Genomic DNA, 22,981 nt, shown 5'->3' on the forward strand with positions numbered 1-22,981 from the left:
GGCCCAACCCCGGGGCGGCGGGGGGGGGCGGGCCGGTTCCCCGGGGGGGGCGGCCGGGGGGGGGGGCCCCGGGGGGGGCCCCCCCCCCCCCCCGCCCCCCCCCGCCCCCCCCCCCCCCCCCCCCCCCCCGCCCCGCCCCCCCCCGACTTGACCCTGACGCCGCTGGAGACTTGAAGCTCGTGCCACAAGCGACCGCCGAGCCTCCCGGAGGGCCCCGTCATGCGCGGCACAGGCATTCACTACGACACCGGCACCTTTCCCAACGGCGACACCTCGCGCCCCGTCTTCGACCCCGACGTGGTCGAACGGGACATGCGGATCATCGCCCGGGACCTGAACTGCACCGCGGTCCGCATCACGGGCGGCGACCCCGATCGGATCGAGACCGCGGCACGGCACGCGGTGGCGGCCGGGTTGGAGGTGTGGTTCTCGCCGTTCCCCTGCGAGATGACGAACGAGGAGATGCTGCCGTACTTCGTCGACTGCGCGGAACGGGCGGAGCGGCTCCGCCGTGACGGTGCCGGCGTCGTCCTCGTCACCGGCTGCGAACTGAGCCTGTTCGCCCGTGGCTACCTGCCCGGGGACATCTTCAACGACCGCATTCCGGTACTGGCGGGACCCGACCGGGAAGCCGCCCTCCGCCCCCTGCCCAAGAAGGTCAACGCCTTCCTCGGCGAGCTCGTCCCCGCCGTGCGCGCCCGCTTCGGGGGCCTGGTCAGCTATGCGTCCAACCCGCTGGACGGGGTGGACTGGAGCCCGTTCGACATCGTCGGCGTGGATCACTTCCGGAGCGCGCGCAACGCCGCGACCTACCGCGACGAGCTGCGCAAGGAGTTCGGCCACGGCAAGCCGGTCGCCGTCCTGGAAGTGGGCTGCTCCACCTTCCGCGGCGCGGGCGACTACGGCGGCGCCGGCTGGTACGTCGCCATGGAGCCGGACGGCGTCACCCCCAAGCCCGACCTGGTGCGCGACGAGGGCGAGCAGGTCCGGTACCTGGACGACCTGATGCCGATCTTCGAAGGCGAGGGCGTCGACACCGTCTTCTGGTTCAGCTTCGCCGGTTTCGGCACCCCGCACCGCCGGAGCGGACCGGACCCCGACCTCGCCTCCTACGGCATCGTCAAGATGCTCGACGAGCAGAGCGGGTACCCGGCGGACGAGCGCACCCGCCCCGACATGCCGTGGGAACCGAAGGAGGCGTTCCACGCACTCGCGCGCCACTACGAGGCGCTCAGGCAGGCCAGCTAGTTTCCCCTGGTCAGACAGGTCTACTTGCGTAGACCGCAGATGTTCATATCATCGCACCCAATGCGGGCGGTGATCCCCCCAGGAGCGCGGGCTGGGCTGGATCCCATGGATCCATGGGAGAGCCACATGTCGTCAGTGTCGATGACAGGGCGGGTGGGACGGCGTTTCCACCTTCTCGTCGCGGGCAACGCGGTCTCGGCGTACGGCTCCTACCTCAACCTCGTCGCGCTGAACCTCTTCGTCCTGAAGACCACCGGCAGCGCGCTCGCCGTCGGGATCTTCCTGATCATCCGCATCTGCTCCTCGTTCCTCGCCGGGTACGCGGCCTCCCGTCTCGTCTCGCGTCTCGACCGCAGGCACCTCATGGTCGCGGGGGACCTCACGCAGGCGGTGGCGCTTCTGTCGTTCGCGCTGCTGCCCACCGAACCGCGCGCCACGGTGCTGTACGGGCTGGCCGCCGTCATGGGGTGGTGCGGCACCCTCTCCGGCGTGGCGCTGCGCAGCAGCGTGCCGGACATCGTCGGCCAGGACCTGCGGGTCCGGGCCAACGGGCTGCTGGTGACGGGGCGTTCGGTGGCGATGGTGCTGGGTTTCGCGTCCGCCGGCGTGGTGGTCGCCGCGGCCGGCTACACGTCCGCGTTCATGGTCGACGCGGGCAGCTTCCTGTGCTCCGCCACCGCCTACGCGCTGTTGCCGCGGACGGCGGGTGGCCGTCCGGCGCCGCAAGACGAGACTGCGGAAGACGGGACGGCGGAGGACGCGGCCGGGGGCGCCGTGCCGGCGGACCCACCGGGCGAGGGAGCCGCCGAAGGTGCCGCCGCGGCCGAGCGGGGCCGGCTCGCGCGCTGGTTGCGCGGGCGGCGTCGCACGCCGGCGCGGCTCGCTCCCTTACGGGTCGCGCCCGTGGTGCTGTGCCTGGTCGCCGTGCGGGCGGTGGACAACATGGGCTCCGCGTCCCACCAGGTCGGCCTCCCGGTGTACGCCGCCGGAATCGACGCGGACCACGCGGCGGCCTTCGTCGGCCGGTTCTACGCGGTGTGGGCGGTGGGCTGTCTGCTCGCCCACCAACTCGTCTCCCGCGTACCGCTGGTGTCCCGCTGGGCGGGGGCGCGGGAGAAGGAGGGCGGGCCCGGCGGGGAGCGGGCCTTCGCGGTCGGGACCTGCCTGATGTCCGGGTTCTTCATCCTGGCGTTCACGGGCCTGCCGCTGCCGGCCCTGCTCGCCGTCGCCGTCGGCGCGGGTCTGGCGGACGGGTTCACGGAGATCGTCTACAACTCCCGCCTCCAGGCGTTGCCCACCGAGCAACGCGGCCGGGTGCTCGGGCTCGCCGCGATGGCGGAGACGGCGGCGCTCGGCGCGGGCACGGTGGGATGCGCCTCGCTCCTCGACCACCTCACGCCGTTGACCGTGGTGGCCCTGGCCCACGGCACGGCCATCGCCCTGGCGCTCGCCCTGCTGGTCCTCCTGATCACCGTTCGCGCGCTGACCGTTGAGCACGGTGGCGCGATGGCGGAGGACGGGGACGGGAGCGGGGACGCGGGTGAGGGCGCTGGAGCGAACGGCACCGCGGCGGAGAGCACGGAAACGGAGAGCGGGGCGGTGGCCGTGGACTGACCCGGCCGACCGGACGTAAGGCACGACGCGCAGAACCCGCCACCCCGGCACACGCACAACACGCGAAACCCGCACGCCCATGTGCCCCACCACATGCCCCACCACGCGCCCACCAGCGCATCACGGCCCACCACAGCGCACCACGACGCACCACGACGAACGAGGAAGGGAACCATGGCCATCGACCATTCGTCGGTCCTGCTCGCGGCTCGGCTGCGTGGGCTGCGGGACGTGTTGGACTGCGGGATCGTCGCCGTGGGCGCGTCCGGACCGCCCGCCGCGTTCGTCGTCCCGGCACCCGGCGCGGAGGTGGCACGGCTCAAGCGGCGGCTGACCGCGGCGGCGGTGGAGGCCGGTACGGCGGTCGTTCCGGTCCTGGTGGACGAGGTGCCCCGGCGGGCCGACGGCACGGTGGACACGGACCGTCTGGCAACGGTGCCGGTGCTCGGCGAAGCGGAGTTGCGGGAGTACCGGGAGCAGTGCGCGGCGGCCGGCCTCGACGTCGACGTGGCCCTCGCCCCGGCGGTCCGCGCTCCGGGCCGGCTCCATCTGGCCGGCCTCGACCCGCAGCCGCCGGCCCTGGCGGACGTGCCCCTCCCCCGTGGCTCGGCCACCGCCCCAGCGCGGACGCTATCCGAGGAGGCGTTATCGGCCGCCGACGCGGCCCGACCCGCCAGGCCGACGGCCGCAGCGGCCCCCGCCCCCGCCCCCGCCCCTGCCCCTTCTCCTGCCCATGCCCCTTCCCCTCCCCCGACGGCAGTCGGTGCGCCGCCGCAGGCGCTGAGCAGCGGTCCGGCGCTACCCGCGGACCCCGACGGTCCGCGTACCCTCCCCGAGGCGTTGCTCCGCACCGCCGCCGCGTATCCGCAGCGGGGCCTGCACCTGGTGCCGGCGCCGGACCACACCGTCTTCCTGTCCTATCCGGAACTGCTCGAGCGGGCACGGCGGATCCTGGCCGGCCTCAGCGCGGCGGGCCTGCGCACCGGTGACCGGGCCATCCTGCAAGTCCCGTCCCTGGATCAGTACTTCCCTGCCCTGTGGGCCTGCCTGCTCGGCGGCATCCTGCCGGTCACGGTGGCCCGGCCGCCCGACTACGGGACCCCCGGGCCCACGCTCGACAAGCTCCACCACGCCTGGCAGTCGTTGGACCGGCCCGTCGTGATCGGCGGTGGGACCGCGGTGGCGGGCGTGGAGGCGATGGCCGACCGCTACGCGATGATCGGCGTGCGCGTGCTGGACGTCGCGCTCCTGGAGCGGACCGAACCGGCCACGGTGCCGGCACACGCGGCCGACCCGGCGGACGCCGCGCTGCTCCAGCTGTCCTCGGGCAGCACCGGCCACTCCAAGGCCATCCAGATCACCCACCGCGGCGTACTGGAGTACGTGGCGGGCGCCCGTGCGCAGGGGTGCGGGCCCGACGACACCACCGTCAACTGGCTGCCGCTCGACCACGTCGGCGGCTTGGTCATGTTCCACCTGCGGGACACGGTGCTCGGCTGCACGGCGGTGCACGCGCCCACCGAGTCGGTCGTCGCCGACCCGTTCCACTGGCTCGACCTGCTCGACCAGCACCGCGCCGCGCACTCCTGGTCGCCCAACTTCGGCTACCGGCTGGTGGCCGAGGCGCTGCGCAACCGGCCGCAGCCGGCCGGCCGGTGGGACCTGTCGTCGGTGCGGTCGCTCATCAACGCCGGTGAACAGTGCACGCTGCCGGTGGTGACGGAGTTCCTCGCGGCGACCGCCCCGTACGGGCTGGCCGCCGACGCGATGCTGTGCGCCTGGGGCATGGCGGAGACCTGCACCGCCATCGCCTACAAGCGGTTCACCGCGCCGGGCGCCGTGCACCACGTCCGCAAGGCGTCGCTGACCGGCACGCTGGAGTGGACCGGCGCGGAGGTTCCCGCCACCGAGCGGACCACGTTCCTCGGCATGGGCCGGCCGGCACTCGGCACCCGCTTCCGGATCTGCGACGACGCCGACCGGGTGCTGCCCGAGGACCGGGTCGGCCGGCTCCAGGTCGCCTCGGGCCGGGTGACGCCCGGTTACCTGGGCAACCCGGCGGCGAACGCGGAGGCGTTCCGTGGCACGGACTGGTTCGACACCGGCGACCTGGCCTTCCTCCATGACGGCGAACTGGTGATCACCGGCCGCCGCAAGGAGGTGATCATCATCAACGGCAACCACTACCTCTGCCATGAGCTGGAGGACGTGGTCGGCGCGCTCGACGGAGTGACGGCGGGTTCGGTGGCCGCCTGCGGGGTGCCCGAGGCCGACTCGGGCAGCGAGCAGTTGGTGGTGTTCTTCGTGCCGGCTGACGACGCGGCACCGGACGCCGGGTCCGCGGTGCAGCGCGGCGCCGCCGCCCGGGTCGACGCGGTGCGCCGGGTCAGGGCCGAGCTCGCGCGCCGTTTCGAGCTGTCCGCGTGGCGGGTCGTGCCGGTCGGCGCCGCCGCGTTCCCCAGGACCACGAGCGGCAAGATCCAGCGCGCCGCGATACGCGGCCGGTTCCTGGACGGTGCCTTCGACGACGTGCTGCACGCCCTCGACCTCGCGGAGGGCGGTGCCCGTACCGTTCCGGACGCCGTGCACCGCGCCGTCTGGGAGCCGGTGGCCGGGCCCGCGGCGCTGCCGGTGGCGCGGCTCGACCCCGCCGCCACGCTCGTCATCGCCGACGACCTCGGCCTCGCCGACGCTCTGACCCGCCACGGCGGCGCCTTCGAAGACTCCGTCGTGGTGCGCGCCGGCGCCCGCTACACGTGCGAGGGCCCCCACCGCTACACCGTCGACCTGGCCGACCGGGACCACTGGGACGCCTTGTGGGCCGCCCTGCACGCGTCCGGTCGAACGCCGACCGCGCTGCTGCACCTTGCGGGCTACACCGCCCCGGTACCGGACGGCCTGCCCGACGACCGGCTCGCGTCCCTGCTCACCGGCGCGAGCACCGCGCTGGTCCTCGCCGTGCAGACGCACGGGGCGCACGGCGGGGGCGCACCGCGCGTGGTGACGGTGAGCCGGGGCGTGCACCGGGTGACCGGTGCCGAACCGGTCGGCAGCCCCGGGGCGCTCAGCGCCGCGGTGGCCCAGTGCCTGGCCCTGGAGTGGCCGGACGCCGAGGTCCACCACGTCGACCTGCCCGGCGAGCACCCGGACACGGACGCCGCCGCGCTCTGCACGGCCGTCGCCACCCTCCCGAACGGCACTCCGCCTCCGGAGGCCTCGGACGCGGGGCTGCGGGTGCCGGCCACGGAGATCGCGCTGCGCTCCGGCCGTGCCTACCTCAGGCGCCTGGCGAAGGTGGTCCCGCGGGCGGCGAGCGGCGCCGAGCCGGCTTCGCCGCTGTTCGCGCACGGTTCCTGTCTCGTCGTCACCGGTGGCCTGGGCGGCGTCGGGAGCGAGGTGCTGTCCGGGCTGCTGCGCCGCTTCCGGCTGCGGCTGCTGGTCCTCGGCCGTACGCCCCTCCACGTCGAGCGGGACGACGGTCCGGACGACGAGCGCGGACGCAGCGGTGCGGGCGACGGCCCCGGGTCCGACGCGGCCGGTACGCTGCGCCGGCTCACCGCACTGGCCGGTGGCGAGGTCGCGTACCGCGCCGTCGACGTCACCGACGGCCCGGCCCTGGCGGCGGCCGTCGAGGAGGCCGAGCGTGCCTGGGGCCGGCCGCTCGACGGCGTACTGCACCTGGCCGGCGCCCACGGTGCACGGCCGCTGGCCGAGGAGGACCCCGAGCAGTGGTGGTCCGTGGTGAGCGCCAAGACCGTCGGGGCGGTGCGGCTCGCCGGGCTGGTGCGGCAGCGGCCCGGGGCGCACTTCGTGTCGTTCTCCTCCCTGCTGACGCTCACGCCGGCCGCCGCCACGGCCTCCTACGTGGCGGCCAACCGCTTCCTGGAGGCGTACGGGGACCAGCTCGCCGCGCAGGGCGTGCCGGGCCACTGCGTGGTCTGGGGGCTGTGGAGCGGGATCGGCATGAACCGCGACAACCCGTACGAGGAACTGGCCCGCCGGCGCGGCATGCTGCCGTTGACCGCGGCCGAAGGGCGGGATCTGGCCCGGGTGGTGCTGGCGCAGCCGCCCGGCGGCTACTTCGTCGGCCTGGACGAGACCGCACCGGCACTGCGCGGCCTGCTCCGACCCGACCGCCCGGCGGCGCTGGAGCGGGTGGTGGTGCACGGCGCCGACCGGCAGACCCTGCCGCCGCTGCGGGACGCGCGGGGCCGGACGGTCCCCGTCACGGCGGAACGACACCGGAGCCCCGCGCCGGCGGACACCCGGACCACCGGAACCCCGCCCGCCGACGCCCTCACGCCACCCACCCTCGCGTCACCCACCCCCGCGCCGCACGCACCCGCCCCACCACCCGACAGCCCGCCGCCTCACGACCCCGCGGGCATCCGCCGCCTGGTGCTGGCCGCGCTCGCGGACGCGGCCGGGGACGAGGTGGACGAGCGACGGGCCTTCTACGAAAGCGGCCTCGGCTCGCTCCAGCTGCTCCGGGCGCACGCCGGGATCGAACGCGCCCTGGGCCACGAGATCCCCCGCACGCTGCTCTTCCAGTTCCCCACGGCCGTCCAGCTGATCGACCACCTCAGCCGTACGGAGGCCGAGGCGGCTCGGGAACGCGCCGCTGCCGGCACCGCGACGCACCCGAACGCCGCGGTGCAGGGTGCCGGCGCACCGGCCGGGGCGCCCTGGGCCGTCCCCGACGACCGGCGTATCGCGATCATCGGCATGGCGGGCCGCTTCCCCGGTGCCGACGACCTGGACGCCTACTGGCGGCTCATCGAATCCGGTGAACGTGCGGTGCGTGCCTTCACCGCGGAGGAGCTGGCCGCCGCCGGGGTGAGCGAGACGGAGCGTGCCCGGCCGGACCGGGTGCCGGTCGGCGGGGCGTTGGAGGGCGTGGACCTCTTCGACGCCGGGTTCTTCGGGATCAGCGCCCGGGAGGCCGCGACGATCGAGCCGCAGCAGCGGCTGCTGCTGGAGATCTGTCACCAGGCCCTGGAGGACGGCGGTTACGCCCGCCCCCTGGGGGACACCAGGGTCGGCGTCTACGCGGCCACCGGCATGAGCCTGCACGCGCTCCAGACGTATCTCCTCCACAACCTCGTGCCCACCCAGGACCTGGGCGATCCGGTGACCGCGCTCCAGCTGGCCATCGGCAACCAGGCCGACTTCGCCGCCAGCCGGGTCGCCTACCGGCTGGGGCTGCGCGGCCCCGCGGTCGGTGTGCAGACGGCCTGCTCCAGCGCCCTGGTGGCGGTGCACCTGGCCGCCCAGTCGCTGCTGACCGGCGACACGGAACTGGCGCTGGCCGGCGCCTCCGCCGTGCATGTGCCGCAGCACGCCGGTTACCTCCACGTGCCCGGCTCGATCCTGTCCCGCACCGGTGTCTGCCGGGCCTTCGACGCGGCGTCGGACGGCACCGTCGGCGGCAACGGCGTGGCCGCCGTCCTCCTCAAGCGCCTGGACAGGGCGCTCGCCGACGGCGACACCGTGCACGCGGTGCTGCTCGGCTCGGCCGTCAACAACGACGGCGCCGGCAAGGTGGGCTTCACCGCGCCGGGCGTCGCGGGACAGCGCCGGGCCGTCGCCCAGGCGCTGCGGGCGGCCGGCGTGGGCGCTGACACCGTCCAGTACGTCGAAGCGCACGGCACGGGGACGGAGCTGGGCGACCCGATCGAGTTCCAGGCGCTGACCGAGGCGTTCCGGGAGAGCACCGACCGGCGGGCCTACTGCGCGCTGGGCTCCGTGAAGCCGGTCATCGGCCATCTGGACACCGCGGCGGGCCTCGCCGGCCTGATCAAGACGGTGCTGGCCCTGCGGCACCGTCGCATCCCGCCGTTGACCGGCTTCGACCGCCCCAACCCGGCGCTGCACCTGGACGGCAGCCCGTTCGTGCTCTCCGCGTCCGGACGGGCCTGGGAACGCGGGGACGCCCCGCGCCGGGCCGGCATCAGCTCGCTGGGCGTCGGCGGCACCAACGCCCACGTGGTGATCGAGGAGCCCCCGGCCCCGTCCCCCACCCCGGACCGCCCCTCGCACCCGACGGGCCCCGGCCTGCTCCCCCTCTCCGCCCGCACCCCGCAGGCACTGACCGACCTCGCCACCGCCTACCGAACCCGCCTCCGCACCACTCCCCCGCCCCTGCCCGGCGACGTCTTCACCACAGCCGCACTACGCCGCACCCACCACGAGCACCGGCTGACGGTATTCGGCGAGACGACGGAGGAACTGGCCGCGGCACTGGATGAGTTCGTGGCGAACGCGGCGCCGAAGGCGCCCGAGACGGGGCGCGGGGAACTGGGGGTACCTCCCACGTCCTCAAGACAGTGGGGGAGCGACCGGCCACGACGAGCCCCGCAGACCGCCACGACCCCCCAGGGGCACCCCTGCTGGGTGCGGGCCACCACCCCCCGCGACCACCCCCGCCTGACGTTCGTCTGCACCGGCCAGGGCGCCCAGCGCAGCGGCATGGCTCGGGAACTGCACCGCAGGTTCCCGGTCTTCCGCGAGGTGCTGGACACCTGCGAGCAGCTGTACCAGGACACCTGGGGCAGCTCACTCATTGCACCCCTCCTCGCCGAGGAGGGCACCTCCAGCCCGGACCGGGCCTGGTCCACCGACCGGGCCCAGCCCGCGTTGTTCGCCTTCGAGTCCGCCCTGCTCCGGCTCTGGGAGTCGCTCGGCATACGCCCTGACCTCCTCGCGGGGCACAGCGTCGGCGAGTACGCGGCGCTCACCGCGGCGGGCGCGCTCTCCCTGGAGGACGGCCTCCATCTCACGGCGATACGCGGCCGGCTGATGCAGCAGCGCTGCGCGCCGGGCGCGATGGTGGCGGTGCTCGGGGACCGTGCGACGGTGGACAAGGTCGTGGCCGAGGTGCCCGGCGTGGCGCTGGCGGTGGTCAACGGCGCCGTCAGCCACGTGCTCGCCGGCCCTCCCGGCGACGTCGCCGAGGCGGTCCGGTTGCTGGAGGCGGCGGGGCTCGCGGTGCGGACGCTGCCGGGCGACCGGGCGTTCCACCACCGTCTGGTGGAACCGATGCTGGCGGAGTTCCGCGACCATGTGGCCGGGGTCCGCCTGGCCCCGCTGCGCATCCCCGTGGTCAGCAACCTGGGCGGCACGGTGCTGCCCGTCGGATGGCTGCCGGACGCGGAGTACTTCCGACGCCAGGCACGCGAGCGCGTCGACTACGCGGCCGTGCTGGACCGGTGCGTCGAACAGGGCGCCGGCACCTTCCTGGAGATCGGCCCGGACGCCACGTTGACCGGGATCGGGCGGCGCGCGCTGCCCGACGCGGACCATCTCGCCTCGCAGCCGCGTGGCACGGCAGGCACCGCGGGGCTGCTGCGGGCCGTCGCCGAGCTGTACGGCCGGGGCTTCGAACCCGACTGGCACGGGCTCGTCCCACCGAACGATCCCGGCCGCCCCGCCCCCCTGCCCACCTACCCCTTCCAGCGCACCTCCTACTGGATCAGCGCCGCCGCTCCCACCGCGCCGGCCGGAGGCCCCCCGATGACGATCGACGACAGCACCCGGCACGCACCCGCGACTCCCTCGGCCCCTGCGGCTCCCGGGGCTTCCGCGCCTCCCGAGGTTCCCGCCGTTCCTGAGGCTCCCGCCGCCGAGTCGAGCGACCTCCTGCCGGATGTCGTGCTGGCACGGGTGCGGGAGCTGGCGGCCGACCAGCTTGCGCTGCCCGTGGAAGAGGTCGCACCCGATGTCGCGTTCTTCGACCTCGGCGCGGACTCGCTGCTCCTGATCAACATGATCCGGCGCCTGGAGACGGCCTTCGGGGTGCGGATCGCGATGCGCGAGCTGTTCGAGGACGCCGACAGCCCGGAGCAGCTCACCGCCCTGATCACCGACCGGATCACACCGGAGCGTGCGGCGGAGCTTCGGTCCGAAGCCGCGAGCGCCGCGCCGGACGCCACCGGCCACCCCACCCCACCGGACGCCACGCCCACCCCACCGGACGCCTCGCCCGCCCCGGGCCAGCCGGCGCCCCCCGCGCCCACGGTCACGCCGGCGACGTTCGCACCCACGCCACGCGAACAACACACGCCCCCGCCCCCGATCTCCTCGCCCTCCCCCGTCTCCTCTGGCTCACCGACCTCCTCGGCCTCCCTCATCTCCCCTGTCCCCCCGGTCACCCCCGCCGCCGCATCCCCGGCCACCGCGCCCCTGACCGGCGACGTCGCCCGCTTGGTGGACCGGCAGTTGGAGCTGATGGCCGGGTTCTCCCAGCTGATGCACCACCAGCTCACCGCGCTGGGCGGCACGCCGGCTCCGGCCTCACCGGCCGTCCCCCCGACCACGCGGACCGAACCCCCCGCAGACCCCGTGCCCACCGCACTCCCCACGTCCCCGGCACCCCCCTCTCCCGGCACCGCGCCCACCGCCGCCGAACCTCCGGCCTCTTCCTCCCCCGCCCTGCACGGCCCCCGGGTCACCGTCGCCCGTTCGTCCGGAATGGCGGCGGGGACGTTGACCGAGCAGCAGCGCGCCCATCTGGACGATCTGACGCGGCGGCTGAACGCGCGCACCGCCACGTCGAAGGAGATCGCGCAGCGCCACCGCCGGGTGCTCGCGGACAGCCGGGCCGTCGTCGGGTTCCGCAGCGCCACGAAGGAGTTGCAGTACCCGCTGGCGGCGCGGGCGGCCTACGGTGCGCATCTGGAGGACGTCGACGGCAACCGTTACGTCGACATCACCATGGGTTTCGGCGTGCTCCTCTTCGGCCATGAGCCGGACTTCCTGAACGAGGCGGTGCGCCGCCAGCTGTCCGGTGGGCTGCGGCTCGGGCCGCGCGGCGAGGAGACCGGCCGGGCCGCCGAACTCCTCGCGGAGCTGACCGGTTTCGAGCGGGTCGCGTTCGCCAACTCCGGTACGGAGGCCAACTCCGCGGCCATCCGGCTGGCCCGCGCCGCCACCGGCCGGGACACGGTCGTGATGTTCCAGGGCTCCTACCACGGTCACGCCGACAACGTCCTGGGGCGCTCGGTCACGGTCGACGGCCGGCGGCAGACGGTGCCCGTGTCCTCCGGCATCCCGGCCGGTGCGGTGGGCGACCTGGTGGTGCTGGAGTACGGTGCCAACGCCTCCCTGGACGTCATCGACGGGCTCGCCGGGCAGGTCGCCGCCGTGCTCGTCGAGCCGGTGCAGAGCCGGTATCCGGGGCTTCAACCGCGGGAGTTCCTGCACCGGCTGCGTGCTGTGACCCGGCGGCACGGCAGCGTCCTGCTCTTCGACGAGATGCTGACCGGCTTCCGCCCGCACCCGCGCGGCGCGCAGGGCGTCTTCGGTGTCACCGCGGACCTCGCCACGTACGGCAAGTGCATCGGCGGCGGCTATCCGATCGGCGCGATCGCCGGGCGGGCCGATCTGATGGACGGGATCGACGGCGGCTTCTGGAGGTACGGCGACGACAGCCGCCCGCCGCGGGACACCACGTTCTTCGGCGGCACCTACATCCAGCACCCGGTGGCGATGGCGGCGGCGCACGCGGTGCTCGGCCATCTGAAGGAAGCGGGCCCCGGCCTCCAGGAACGCCTGAACGCCACCACCGCACGGCTCGTGGACACCCTCAACCGGTTCTTCGAGGACGAGGAGTTCCCCGTCCGCGTCGCCCGCTTCGGCTCGCTGTTCCGCTTCGAGTACCGCGGCAACCTGGAGCTGTTCTTCCACCATCTGCTGCTGCGCGGCGTCTACGTCTGGGAATGGCGGAACTTCTTCCTGTCCACCGCGCACACCGAGGACGACGTGGCGTTCCTGGTGCACGCCGTCCGCAACGCCCTGTTCGACCTGCGCCGCGGCGGCTACCTCGCCCCGCAGGGCGCCCCGCGCCCCGTTCCCCCCTACGAGCCCGCACGCGACGTCCCCGCCACACCCGGCCCACGCCCCGGCACCCCGAACCCGCCGGTCACCGTCCCGAACCCACCGGTCACCGCGCCATCCGCGCCCTCCGCGCCCTCCGCGCCATCCGTCAGTCCGTCCCCGCAACCCGCGACCCCACCGCGCGCCACCGACGCGCCCGACGCGCCCGACTTCAGCCTGTACTTCTTCGGCGACTACCCGCGCGACGACGACCAGTCGCACGAGGACGGGGGCAAGGACCAGGACAGACACGCAGACAAATACGCGATCGTCCTGGACGCCGCGCGCTACGCCGACCGGCACGGCTTCCACGCCGTCTGGCTGCCCGAGCGGCACTTCCACTCCTTCGGCGGGGTCTTCCCCAACCCGTCGGTGCTCGGCGCCGCGCTCGCCCGCGAGACCGACCGGATCCGCATCAACGCGGGCTGCGCCGTCCTGCCGCTGCACCATCCGGTGCGGGTCGCCGAGGAGTGGTCGGTGGTCGACAACCTCTCCGGTGGCCGGGTCGGCATCGGGTGCGCCAGCGGCTGGCACGCCAACGACTTCGTGCTGCGGCCGGAGACGTACGGGCGGCACAAGGAGGTCATGTACGAGCACCTGGACACGGTGCGCCGGCTGTGGCGGGGCGAGGAGGTGCCGGGCCGCAACGGGCACGGGGACGCGGTGGGGGTGCGGCTGTACCCGCGGCCGGTGCAGCAGATGCCGCCGTTCTACACCGCGATCGTGTCCAACCCGGACAGCTACCGTGCCGCCGCCCGCCACGACATCGGCGTGATCACCAACCTGATGACGCAGTCCGTCGACGAACTGGCCGCGCACGTCGCGCTGTACCGGAAGGAGCGGGCCGCGGCGGGCCTCGACCCGGCCGCCGGGCGCGTCGTCGTGCTCGTGCACAGCTATCTCGGCGCCGACCTGGCGCGCGCACGGGCGGAGGCGCTGCCCGCGTTCAGCCGCTACATGCGCTCCTCGCTCTCCCTGTTCGGCCAGGTCTCCAACAGCCTCGGCCTGGAGATCGACTATGCGAACACGCCCGAGGAGGACCTGGAGTTCCTGCTCGCGCGCGCCTACGAGCGGTACTGCGCCGACCGCGCCCTGATCGGCACCGTCGACAGCGCCGTCCCCGTGGTGGACGCGCTGCTCGCCGCCGGCGTCGACGAGATCGCGTGCTTCGTCGACTTCGGGGTCACACCGGAGCAGGCCCATGCCGGGCTGCCGTACCTGGACGCGCTGCGCCGCCGCTACCAGGAGCCGGCCGGCGACAGCGCGGCCCCGGACTCGAGCCTGAGCCCGAACCCGAACCCGAACCGGGGCCCGGAGGACCCGGACCCGGAAGGCACCCCGCTCTCCTACGCCCAGCAACGGCTGTGGTTCCTGGACCGGATGCACCCCGGCCGCACCACCTACAACGAGTGCGCCGCCGTCCGGCTCGACGGCCCTCTCGACGTGGCGGCCCTGCGCACCGCCCTGCGGCTGGCCGTGGCCCGCCACCCGGCGCTGCGTTCGGTGTTCCGCGAGACGCCCGACGGCCCGCGCCAGGTGGTGACGGACGCGCCGTACGACGGCCCGGAGCTGGTGGACGTCGCCGACCGGGACCAGGACACGGCGCTGCGTCGGATCACCGAGGAGGAGAACGCGCACCGCTTCGACCTCGCGCACGGGCCCCTGCTGCGCACCCGGCTGCTGCGCTGCTCGCCCGAACGGCACGTCCTCGTCCTGACCGCCCACCACATCGTCTTCGACAGCGTCTCGGCCGCCGTGCTCACCCGCGACCTGGCCGAGTACTACACGGCCGCCGTCGAGAACCGTCCCGCCCGGCTGCCGGCGCACACCGGCGACGCACGGGCGTACGTGGCACGGGAACGGGCGGCCGTCGCCAGCGAGGCGGGCGGCCGGGGCCTGGCCCACTGGCGTGAGCGGCTGGCCGGTGCGCCCCCGTATCTGGAGCTGCCGGCCGACCGGCCCCGGCCGCCGGTGGCCACCGGCCGCGGCGGCTCGGTGCACGCCCGGCTCGACGCCGCGCTCACCCACCAGGTCCGGGCGCTGGCCAGGCGTGCGCGCGCGACGCCGTTCATGGTGCTGCTCACCGCCTTCTACGCGACCGTGCAGCGGCTGACCGGCCAGCACGACCTGGTGGTGGGCACCCCGGTGGCCAACCGCCCGGCCGGCACCGAGGACCTGGTCGGCTTCTTCGTCAACACCCTCGCGCTGCGCACCGACCTGAGCGGCGCCGGCACCTTCGCCGAAGCCCTGCGCAGGGCTCGGGCCACCGCTTTCGACGCCTACGAGCACCAGGACGTGCCGTTCGAGGTGCTGGTGCGGGAGCTGAACCCGGAGCGGGACACGGGACGTTCGCCCGTGGTCCAGGTGTGCATCGAGTACGAGACCGAGGCACCGCTGGTGATCGACCTGCCCGGGATCACCGCCACCGCGCTGGAGGTGCCCACCCAGAAGGCACCGTTCGACCTGACGCTCTTCCTGACCGATCTCGACGACGGGCTGCGCTGCCGGCTGGAGTACAGCACCGACCTGTTCGAAGCCGCCAGCGCGCAACGTTTCCTGGACTACTTCGAGCTGACGCTCACCGCGGGCGTGACGCATCCCGAGCGGGCACTCACCCCATCCTCCGCAGCCGCTACGACGAGCGAGGACGCCCAGGACGCCCAGGACGTGCTCACCCCGGCCGACCGTGCCCTGGTGGCCGCCGCGGAGGCCAGCCCCCCGTACACCGGCGCGCACCGCGGCGGCACGGCCGGCGAGCCGGTGCACCTGCGGGTGCTGCGGGCCGCCGCGGCCACGCCCGGCGCGCTCGCCGTGGCGCAGGACGGTGCCCGTCTCGGCTACGGCGACCTGGCGCACCGTTCGGCCGTCCTGGCCCGGCGGCTGCGGACGACGGGCTGCGGCCCCGGTGCCGTGGTCGGCGTCCTGCTGCCGCGCGGCCCGCTCGCCGCCGTCGCCCTGCTGGCCGTGCTGCGCACCGGCGCCGCGTATCTGCCGCTCGACCCCACGCATCCCGCCGCCCGGCTGGCGTACATGATCCGGGAGAGCGGTGCGTCGGTGCTGCTGACCGGAAGCGGTGCGGACGGTCCCGGCGGCGCACCGCAGACGGGGCTGCCGGACCTCCCGCGCCTGGCGGACCCAGCCGGCCCAGCGGAACCGCCGGCTCTCCCGGCCCTGCCGGACCTGCTGGACAGGGGCGTCCGCGTGCTGCGCGTCGACGACGTGGTGGGCGCCGACGACGACGCGGGCGCCGACGGCGGCGTACCGTTCGACGACCACAGGCCGGGGCCCGACGACACCGTCTGCGTGCTCTACACCTCGGGTTCGACCGGCCGGCCCAAGGGCGTCGCCCTCCGGCACGGTGGGCTCGCCAACATCGTCGACTGGCATCACCGCGAGTTCGGCACGGTGGCCGAGGACCGGGGTTCGTGGATCTCCAGTCCCGGCTTCGACGCCTCCGCGCTGGAGCTGTGGGCGCACCTCACGGCAGGGGCGAGCGTGCACACGGTGCCCGATGCGGTGCGCGCCGCCCCCGAGCGGCTGCGCGACTGGCTGGTGCGGGAGCGGATCACCGGTTCCTTCTTCACCACCTCGCTCGCCGAGCTGTTGCTGGCGCTCGAGTGGCCGGCCGGCAGCGCGCTGCGGCTGCTCATCACCGGTGGTGAGCGGCTGCGCCGCTGGGCCCCGGCCGGCGCGCCGTTCCGGCTCGTGAACATCTACGGCCCGACCGAGAACACCATCGCCTCCACCTGGACCGAGGTCCCGACGCAGCCGGCGATCGCAGGCGGTGCCGGGCGTGCCGACGGACCCGCCGGGGTGCCGCCCATCGGCCGCCCGGTCGGCGGTACGTACGCGCTGGTGCTCGATGCCGGGCTGCGCCGGGTGCCGGTGGGCGTGCAGGGCGAGTTGTACGTGGGCGGGGTGCAGGTGGCGGCGGGGTACGTGGACCGGCCGGAGGAGACCCGTGAACGGTTCGTCCAGGCACCGGTCGGTTCCGGCGCACGGCTCAGGGGCCCGTCGTATCGGACCGGTGACCTGGTGCGCCGTCGCAACGACGGCCAGCTGGAGTTCCTGGGCCGCGCGGACCGCCAGGTGAAGGTGCGCGGCCACCGCATCGAGCCCGGCGAGGTCGAGCAGACGCTGCTGCGGCGGCTGCCGTGGGTGCGGCAGGCCGCCGTCGTCGCGCCCGCGACGGCCGGCGAGCGCACCGACCTGGTCGGCTACGTCGTGCTCGCCGACGGGGTGCCCGGCGCCGCGTCCGAACGCGCGGTACGGGACCGGATCACCATGGACCTGGCCCGGGTGCTCCCCGCCTATCTGGTGCCACGCACCTGGGTCTTCCTGACCGACCTGCCGCTGAACGCCAACGGCAAGGTGGATTACGCGGCCCTGCCGCTTCCGGACTTCACGGCCGGGGCCGCCGATGCGCCCCCGGCGAGCGACCTGGAGCGGCGGTTGCACAGCCTGTGGACGGCCGAGCTGGGCCTGCCGCGGATCGCCGTGGACCGCTCGTTCTTCGAGCTCGGCGGCCATTCGCTGAACGCGGTCCGGCTGCTCAACCGGGTCCGCGCCGAACTCGGCGTCGAACTCCCGGTGCTGGACTTCTTCCGCAACCCCACCATCCGCGGCTCGGCGAGACTGCTGGAGCGTCAGGACGACCGGGCCGCCGGCACGCCAGTGGCACCGGCGCCCGTGGCGCCCGCCACCCCCGTGGCGCCCACCGCGTCCGCCCCGCCCGCGGAGTCCACCGAGAGCACCGTCCCCACCGCCGGACGTGTAAGGGGCACCCTGTGACCACCGCCGACCTCCCCTCCAGCGCCACGGGCGCCCCCGACGTCCGCGACCTCCCCACGCTCCTCGCCCGTCTCGGTCTCCTGGACGTCCGGCTCACCGCCGACGGCGGCGCGCTGCACTACGACGCGCCGGCCGGCACCGTCACGGACGAGCTGCTCACGCTGCTGGGCCGGCACAAGGCGGACCTGCTGCGCCACCTCGCCGCGCACGCCGGCGAGCCGCAACCGGAGTCCACCGGCCCCGCCAGCTTCGCCCAGCGCCGGATGCACAGCAGGTACACGGAGGCGGACCATCCCGCCTCGTACAACGTGGCCTCCCGGATCGAGCTGGCCGGGCCGCTGGACGTCGACGCGCTGAACCGGGCGCTGACCGCGCTGCTGCGCCGGCAGGGCGCGCTGCGCACCCGGTTCGCCAGGTATGGCGGGGAACTGGTGCAGGAGGTGATGCCGCCGGTCCCGGTCCAGCTCGGCGTGACCGACCTGCGCGACGCGCCGCCGCAGGAGCGTGCGGCACGGGCCCGGGAGTGGCTGCACGGGCAGGCGACGGCGACGTTCGACCTGTCCACGGCGCCACTGCTGCGGGGCGCGCTGCTGCGCACCGGGCCCGAGCGCTGGACGTTCGCCCTGGTGGTCCACCATCTCGCCGTCGACGGCTGGGGCCTCGACGTCCTGCTGTCCGACCTCGGTGCGCTGTACGCGGCGGCGCTGCGCACGCCGGCGCCCGCGCTGCCCACCGACGCGGCGGCGGGCCTGCCGCCGCTCGCCGTGTCCTACGTCGAAGCGGCCCGCCGGATGGCGGCCCACCTGTCGGCGGCCCGGCTGGACAGCCTGCGGTCGTGGTGGCGGCAGGCCCTTGCGGGTGCGCCGATGGCCCTGGACCTGCCCTGCGTCCGGCAGCACCCCGACCGGTCGTCGGACGAGGGCGGCATGGTGGCGCGACGGGTCGGCCGGGAGCTGGCGGACCGGCTGGCGGCGCTCGCCAGGGCGCGGAACACCACCCTGTTCACGGTGCTGCTGAGTGCCTACGGCACGCTGCTGTGCCGGCTCACCGGCCAGCCGGAGGTGGTGGTGGCCGCCAACGTCGCCAACCGGATACGCCACGAGTACGAGCCGCTGGTGGGGATGTTCACCAACAACATCGCGCTGCGGCTGGGCACGGCGGACACCGCCGGTGACGGTGCCGGCGCGGCCGCGGGTGCCGGCGCGGTCTCCGGCGCGGGCGAGCGGATCGGTGCCGCGATCGACGCCGCCGCCCGGACCTTCTTCGCGGCGGCCGACCACCAGGAGTACCCGTTCGCCATGGTCGTCGCGGACCACGCGGACGCCCGGCCCGCGCACGGGCCCGGCTTCCCGCAGGCCGTCATCGTGATGGAGAGCCAGGGGGTTCCGGTGCTCGACCTGCCGGGGCTGACGGCCGAGGTCCGCGACGTTCCCATCGCCGGTTCCGTGACCGACCTCTGCCTGACGCTCACCCCGGACGCCGACGGCATCGAGCTGTTGCTCCTCCACAACAGCGACCGCGTGAGCCACGCGACCGCCGAACGCTGGGCCACCGACTACACGGCGCTGCTCGGCGAGTACGTGCAGGTGGCGGACTAGCGCCCGCCTTATGGATCATGCTCGGCCCGTGTGGCGTACCGGACATACCGCCTCCTACACTCAAGGGCGTGGCCCGGTCGAATGACGAGGTCGAGGCGGTCCTCCAGGAGTACGCCGACCTCATCGCGATCACCGGAGGCGACGCCTTCAAGGCGCGCGCCTACGAGAAGGCGGCCCGTGCGATCGGCGGCCACCCCGGCGATGTCTCCCGCCTCGACGCCAAGGAGCTACGGGAGATATCCGGCGTCGGCAGGTCGATCGCCGACAAGGTGGTCGAGTATCTGAGGACCGGCACGATCGACGTCGTCGAGGAGCGTCGCGCGGCCATCCCCGCCGGGGTACGCGAGCTGATCACGATCCCCACCCTGGGCCCGAAGAAGGCCCTGACGCTCTACGAGGAGCTGCACGTCTCGTCGGTCGCCGAGCTGGCCGAGGCCATCCGGGCCGACCGGCTGCACGACCTGAAGGGCTTCGGCAGGAAGACCCAGGAGAACCTCCAGCACGGCATCGACCTCATGGCGCAGGCCGGCAGCCGTATCCCGCTGCACATCGCCATGGACCCGGCCGAGGAGATCGTCGCCGAGCTGTCCCGGCTGACCGGTTGCGTCCAGTGCACGTACGCGGGTTCGCTGCGCCGTGTGAAGGAGTCCGTCGGCGACATCGACGTCCTGGTCGCCGCGGAGCGGTCGGACCCGTTCATGGCCGCGCTCGGCGAGCTGCCGACCACCGCCGAGGTCATCGCGCACGGCCGGAAGAAGACGTCGATCCGCACGGTGCAGGGGGTCCAGGTCGATCTCCGGGTGCTGCCGCCGGACTCGTGGGGCGCGGGTTTGCAGTACTTCACCGGTTCGAAGGCGCACAACATCCGCACCCGCACCATCGCCGTCCGCAGCGGGCTGAAGCTCTCCGAATACGGACTGTTCGAGATGGAGAGCGGACGGTCGGTGGCGTCCCGTACCGAGGAGGAGGTGTACGCCCGGCTCGGACTGCCGTGGATCCCCCCGACGCTGCGCGAGGACCGCGGCGAGATCGAGGCGGCGCTGCGCGGCGAGCTGCCCGACGTGGTGACCGAGCGGGACATCAGGGGCGATCTGCACACCCACACCGACCTCACCGACGGGCTGGCCCCGCTGGAGGAGATGGTGAGCGCCGCCGCAGCGCGCGGCTACCGCTACTACGCCGTCACCGATCATGCGCCCGACCTGTACATGCAGCGCATGACCGACGAGAAGGCGCTGGCCCAGCGCGCGCGGGTGCGGGCGCTGGACCGCGCGCACCGCGGCATGCGGCTGCTGCACGGCACGGAGCTGAACATCGGCCCGGACGGGGAGGTGGACTGGCCCGACGAGTTCCTCGCCGGTTTCGACCTCTGCGTGGCCTCCCTGCACTCGCACTTCGGGCTCGGCCGGCGCGCCATGACCCAGCGTCTCGTGCGGGCCTGCGAGCATCCGCGGGTCAACATCATCGGCCATCCGACCACCCGCCGGATCGGCAAGCGGCCCGGTGTCGACGCGGACTGGGACGAGGTCTTCGCGGCCTGCGCCCGCACCGGCACCGCGCTGGAGGTCAACGCCCAGCCGGAGCGGCTCGACCTCGGGGACGAGGACATCCTGCGCGCCAAGGAGTTCGGCGTGGTGTTCGCGGTGAACTCCGACGCGCACGCCGTCCCGCACCTCGGCCAGCTGCGGTACGGGGTGGGCACGGCACAACGCGGCTGGCTCACCGCGGGCGACGTCATCAACACGTGGCCCCTGACGAGGCTGCGGCGCTTCCTGCGGAAGGCCCGGGCGGCCTAGGCCCGTCGTCAAACTCCCGTCTGCCCGGTGGCCCTTCGGGCAACGACGGGAGTTTGACGACAGGACCCAGGGGCGGCTCACGGCATCCGAAGCGTGAGGGCGCAGTCCGCGCCGCGGACGATCCGCGTACCGAGATCGCCTCCTTCGAGCGCCCCGCGCAACCAGTCCGCGTCCGCTCGCCCCGCCCGTTCCAACCGCATCCGCCGCACCCGCAGCGGCACCATCCGCGCCCCGGCCAGCCGGCCGCTGTCCGGCCGCACGGACACCAGGTACAGCAGCCGCAGCTCGTCCCGGTACTCCTCGTGGCCGCCGATGCCCTCGTAGTCGTCGACGAGGTCACCGCAGCCGTACAGCACGAGCCGGTCGCGGTAGACCTCCAGCGGGCGCGGATGGTGCGAGGAGTGGCCGTGCACGAGGTCCACGCCCGCGTCGACGAGGGCGTGGGCGAAGCGGACGTCGGTGGCGGAGACGTCCCAGTCCCAGTTGGCGCCCCAGTGGACCGAGGCGACCACGATGTCACCCGGCCGCTTCACCGCCCGCAGCCACCCGGCGAGCGCCGTGGCGACGGACGGCGCCGGCCGGGCCGCGAAGTCCACCCCGGAGCGTGTCGCCGTGGCGGCCCAGTCGACAGGGATTCCGCTGGTCATCATCCCGATGGCGAACACCAGCAGCCGTCCGCCACCGGCCAGCGGAACGACCGCCGGCTGCCGCGCCGCCGCGCCGTCCCGCCCCGCACCGGCCGTCCGCAGCCCCGCGTCCGCCAGCGCGTCGAGCGTGTCGCCAAGACCGCGCCGGCCGAAGTCGAGGACGTGGTTGTTGGCCAGCACGCAGACGTCCGGGCGGACGGCGGCCAGGCAGGGCAGGTTGGCGGGGCTCATGCGGTAGTGCACGCCCTTGCCCGGTGCGAAGCCGCCGTCGTCGGTGACGGCAGTCTCCAGGTTGACCACCCGGGCGTCGGGCTCCGCCTCGTCCAGGGCCGCCAGCGCCTCGCCCCACGGCCACCGGAAGTCGACCGGCTGCGGGATCGGCCCGTTCGCCGCCTCGGCGAGTTCGACGTAGCCCCGCGCGTCCCGGACGCTGATCTCCCGCAGCTCGGGATCGCCCGGGCACGGCAGGATCTGATCGACGCCCCGGCCAAGCATGACGTCACCGCAGACGAACAGGGTGACGGTGCCACCGTCCACCCCTCCACGGTACGGGCGGCGTGGCTCGTGGTGGGCGGGTGCGGCCGCCACGGTTGTTGCGACCGTTTGCGGCCGTGCAGTGTCGGAGCCCGCTGGCGCCCGGCAGAGGAGCGTCTCGAAACGTCGTCCGACGCGTCACGCGACCGGCGCCACCAGGGCGTTTCATGCAACGTGCACCCGGCGCGTCGTTGATCACACATCGTGATTATTTGCATACGCTATGCAATGCCTTGCGTGATCACTCGTCACGGACCGGCGCCGCCGGTCCCCCGTTCCCCCGTTCCCCCGAAGGAGCATCCTCATGACCACTGCTGTCCACGCTCTCGCCCGCCGTGTGGCGACGGCCTTCTCGGTGGCCGGTCTCGCGGCCGGGCTCGCCCTGGTCGCGCCGGCGACCGCCGAGGCCGATCCGGGCGTCACCGTCTCGTGCGAGTCGGTCGGCCAGATGCGCTTCAGCCCCGGCGTCCAGCTCTTCCCGCTCCCCCAGCACATCATGTTCGACGGGCAGACCGGCACCTGCGACGACAACAGCGGTGTGGGCATCCGTGCCGCGAGCCTCAGCGCCGACTTCAAGGGCGTCGTGATCAGCTGCGAGGCCGGCGGCTTCGACACCGGAAGCGGCACCGGGACCATCACCTGGGTCCTCGAGGACGGCAGCGTCGTACAGAGCACGGTCGAGCTGGAGTTCAGCCACAACGTCGGGCCCCTGGTGGCCATCTCCGGCACCATCACGTCCGGCCTCTTCACCGGCCACACCTTCAGCAGTTCCTACACCACCGACCTGTTCGGCGGCGCCGGGAAGTGCACCCTCCACATTCCCTTCGGCGGCTTCAAAGAGGCGACCTTCGAGGGCCAGTTCTCCATCGACTGAACCGCC

7 protein-coding genes are annotated in these 22,981 nt (G+C 74.2%); 6 read left to right on the forward strand and 1 reads right to left on the reverse strand.

Annotated elements, in window-relative coordinates:
* The first annotated feature begins 219 nt into the window (after nucleotides 1-219).
* The 5 genes from NQO67_RS36145 to polX all read left to right on the forward strand — a co-directional run bounded on the left by NQO67_RS36145 (nucleotide 220) and on the right by polX (nucleotide 20,920).
* Nucleotides 220-1,248: a glycoside hydrolase family 113 protein gene (locus NQO67_RS36145; protein ID WP_255954688.1), complete on the forward strand. Its 1,029-nt coding sequence runs from the start codon at nucleotides 220-222 to the stop codon at nucleotides 1,246-1,248.
* Between the two features lie 126 nt (nucleotides 1,249-1,374).
* Complete coding sequence (locus NQO67_RS36150) at nucleotides 1,375-2,862, forward strand: MFS transporter (protein ID WP_255954689.1); 1,488 nt, start codon at nucleotides 1,375-1,377, stop codon at nucleotides 2,860-2,862.
* Between the two features lie 174 nt (nucleotides 2,863-3,036).
* Complete coding sequence (locus NQO67_RS36155; RefSeq protein WP_255954691.1) at nucleotides 3,037-17,526, forward strand: non-ribosomal peptide synthetase/type I polyketide synthase; 14,490 nt, start codon at nucleotides 3,037-3,039, stop codon at nucleotides 17,524-17,526.
* Nucleotides 17,523-19,124, forward strand: a complete 1,602-nt coding sequence (locus NQO67_RS36160) for a condensation domain-containing protein (RefSeq protein ID WP_255954692.1) — start codon at nucleotides 17,523-17,525, stop codon at nucleotides 19,122-19,124. Before NQO67_RS36155 ends, NQO67_RS36160 begins: the two co-directional genes overlap by 4 nt.
* A 68-nt stretch (nucleotides 19,125-19,192) precedes the next feature.
* Nucleotides 19,193-20,920: a DNA polymerase/3'-5' exonuclease PolX gene (polX, locus tag NQO67_RS36165; protein WP_255954693.1), complete on the forward strand. Its 1,728-nt coding sequence runs from the start codon at nucleotides 19,193-19,195 to the stop codon at nucleotides 20,918-20,920.
* 77 nt (nucleotides 20,921-20,997) lie between these two features.
* Here the strand turns inward: polX and NQO67_RS36170 are convergent, their stop codons facing one another.
* Entirely contained in the window at nucleotides 20,998-22,104 is a 1,107-nt protein-coding gene (locus NQO67_RS36170) for a CapA family protein (protein ID WP_255954694.1), read from the reverse strand.
* Between the two features lie 301 nt (nucleotides 22,105-22,405).
* Here NQO67_RS36170 and NQO67_RS36175 point away from each other — a divergent pair, with 301 nt between their 5' ends.
* Nucleotides 22,406-22,975, forward strand: coding sequence for a hypothetical protein (locus tag NQO67_RS36175; protein ID WP_255954695.1), 570 nt, complete (start codon nucleotides 22,406-22,408; stop codon nucleotides 22,973-22,975).
* The last annotated feature ends 6 nt before the right edge of the window (nucleotides 22,976-22,981 follow it).

The sequence above is a fragment of the Streptomyces odontomachi genome (assembly GCF_024435355.1).
GTDB lineage: Bacteria > Actinomycetota > Actinomycetes > Streptomycetales > Streptomycetaceae > Streptomyces > Streptomyces odontomachi.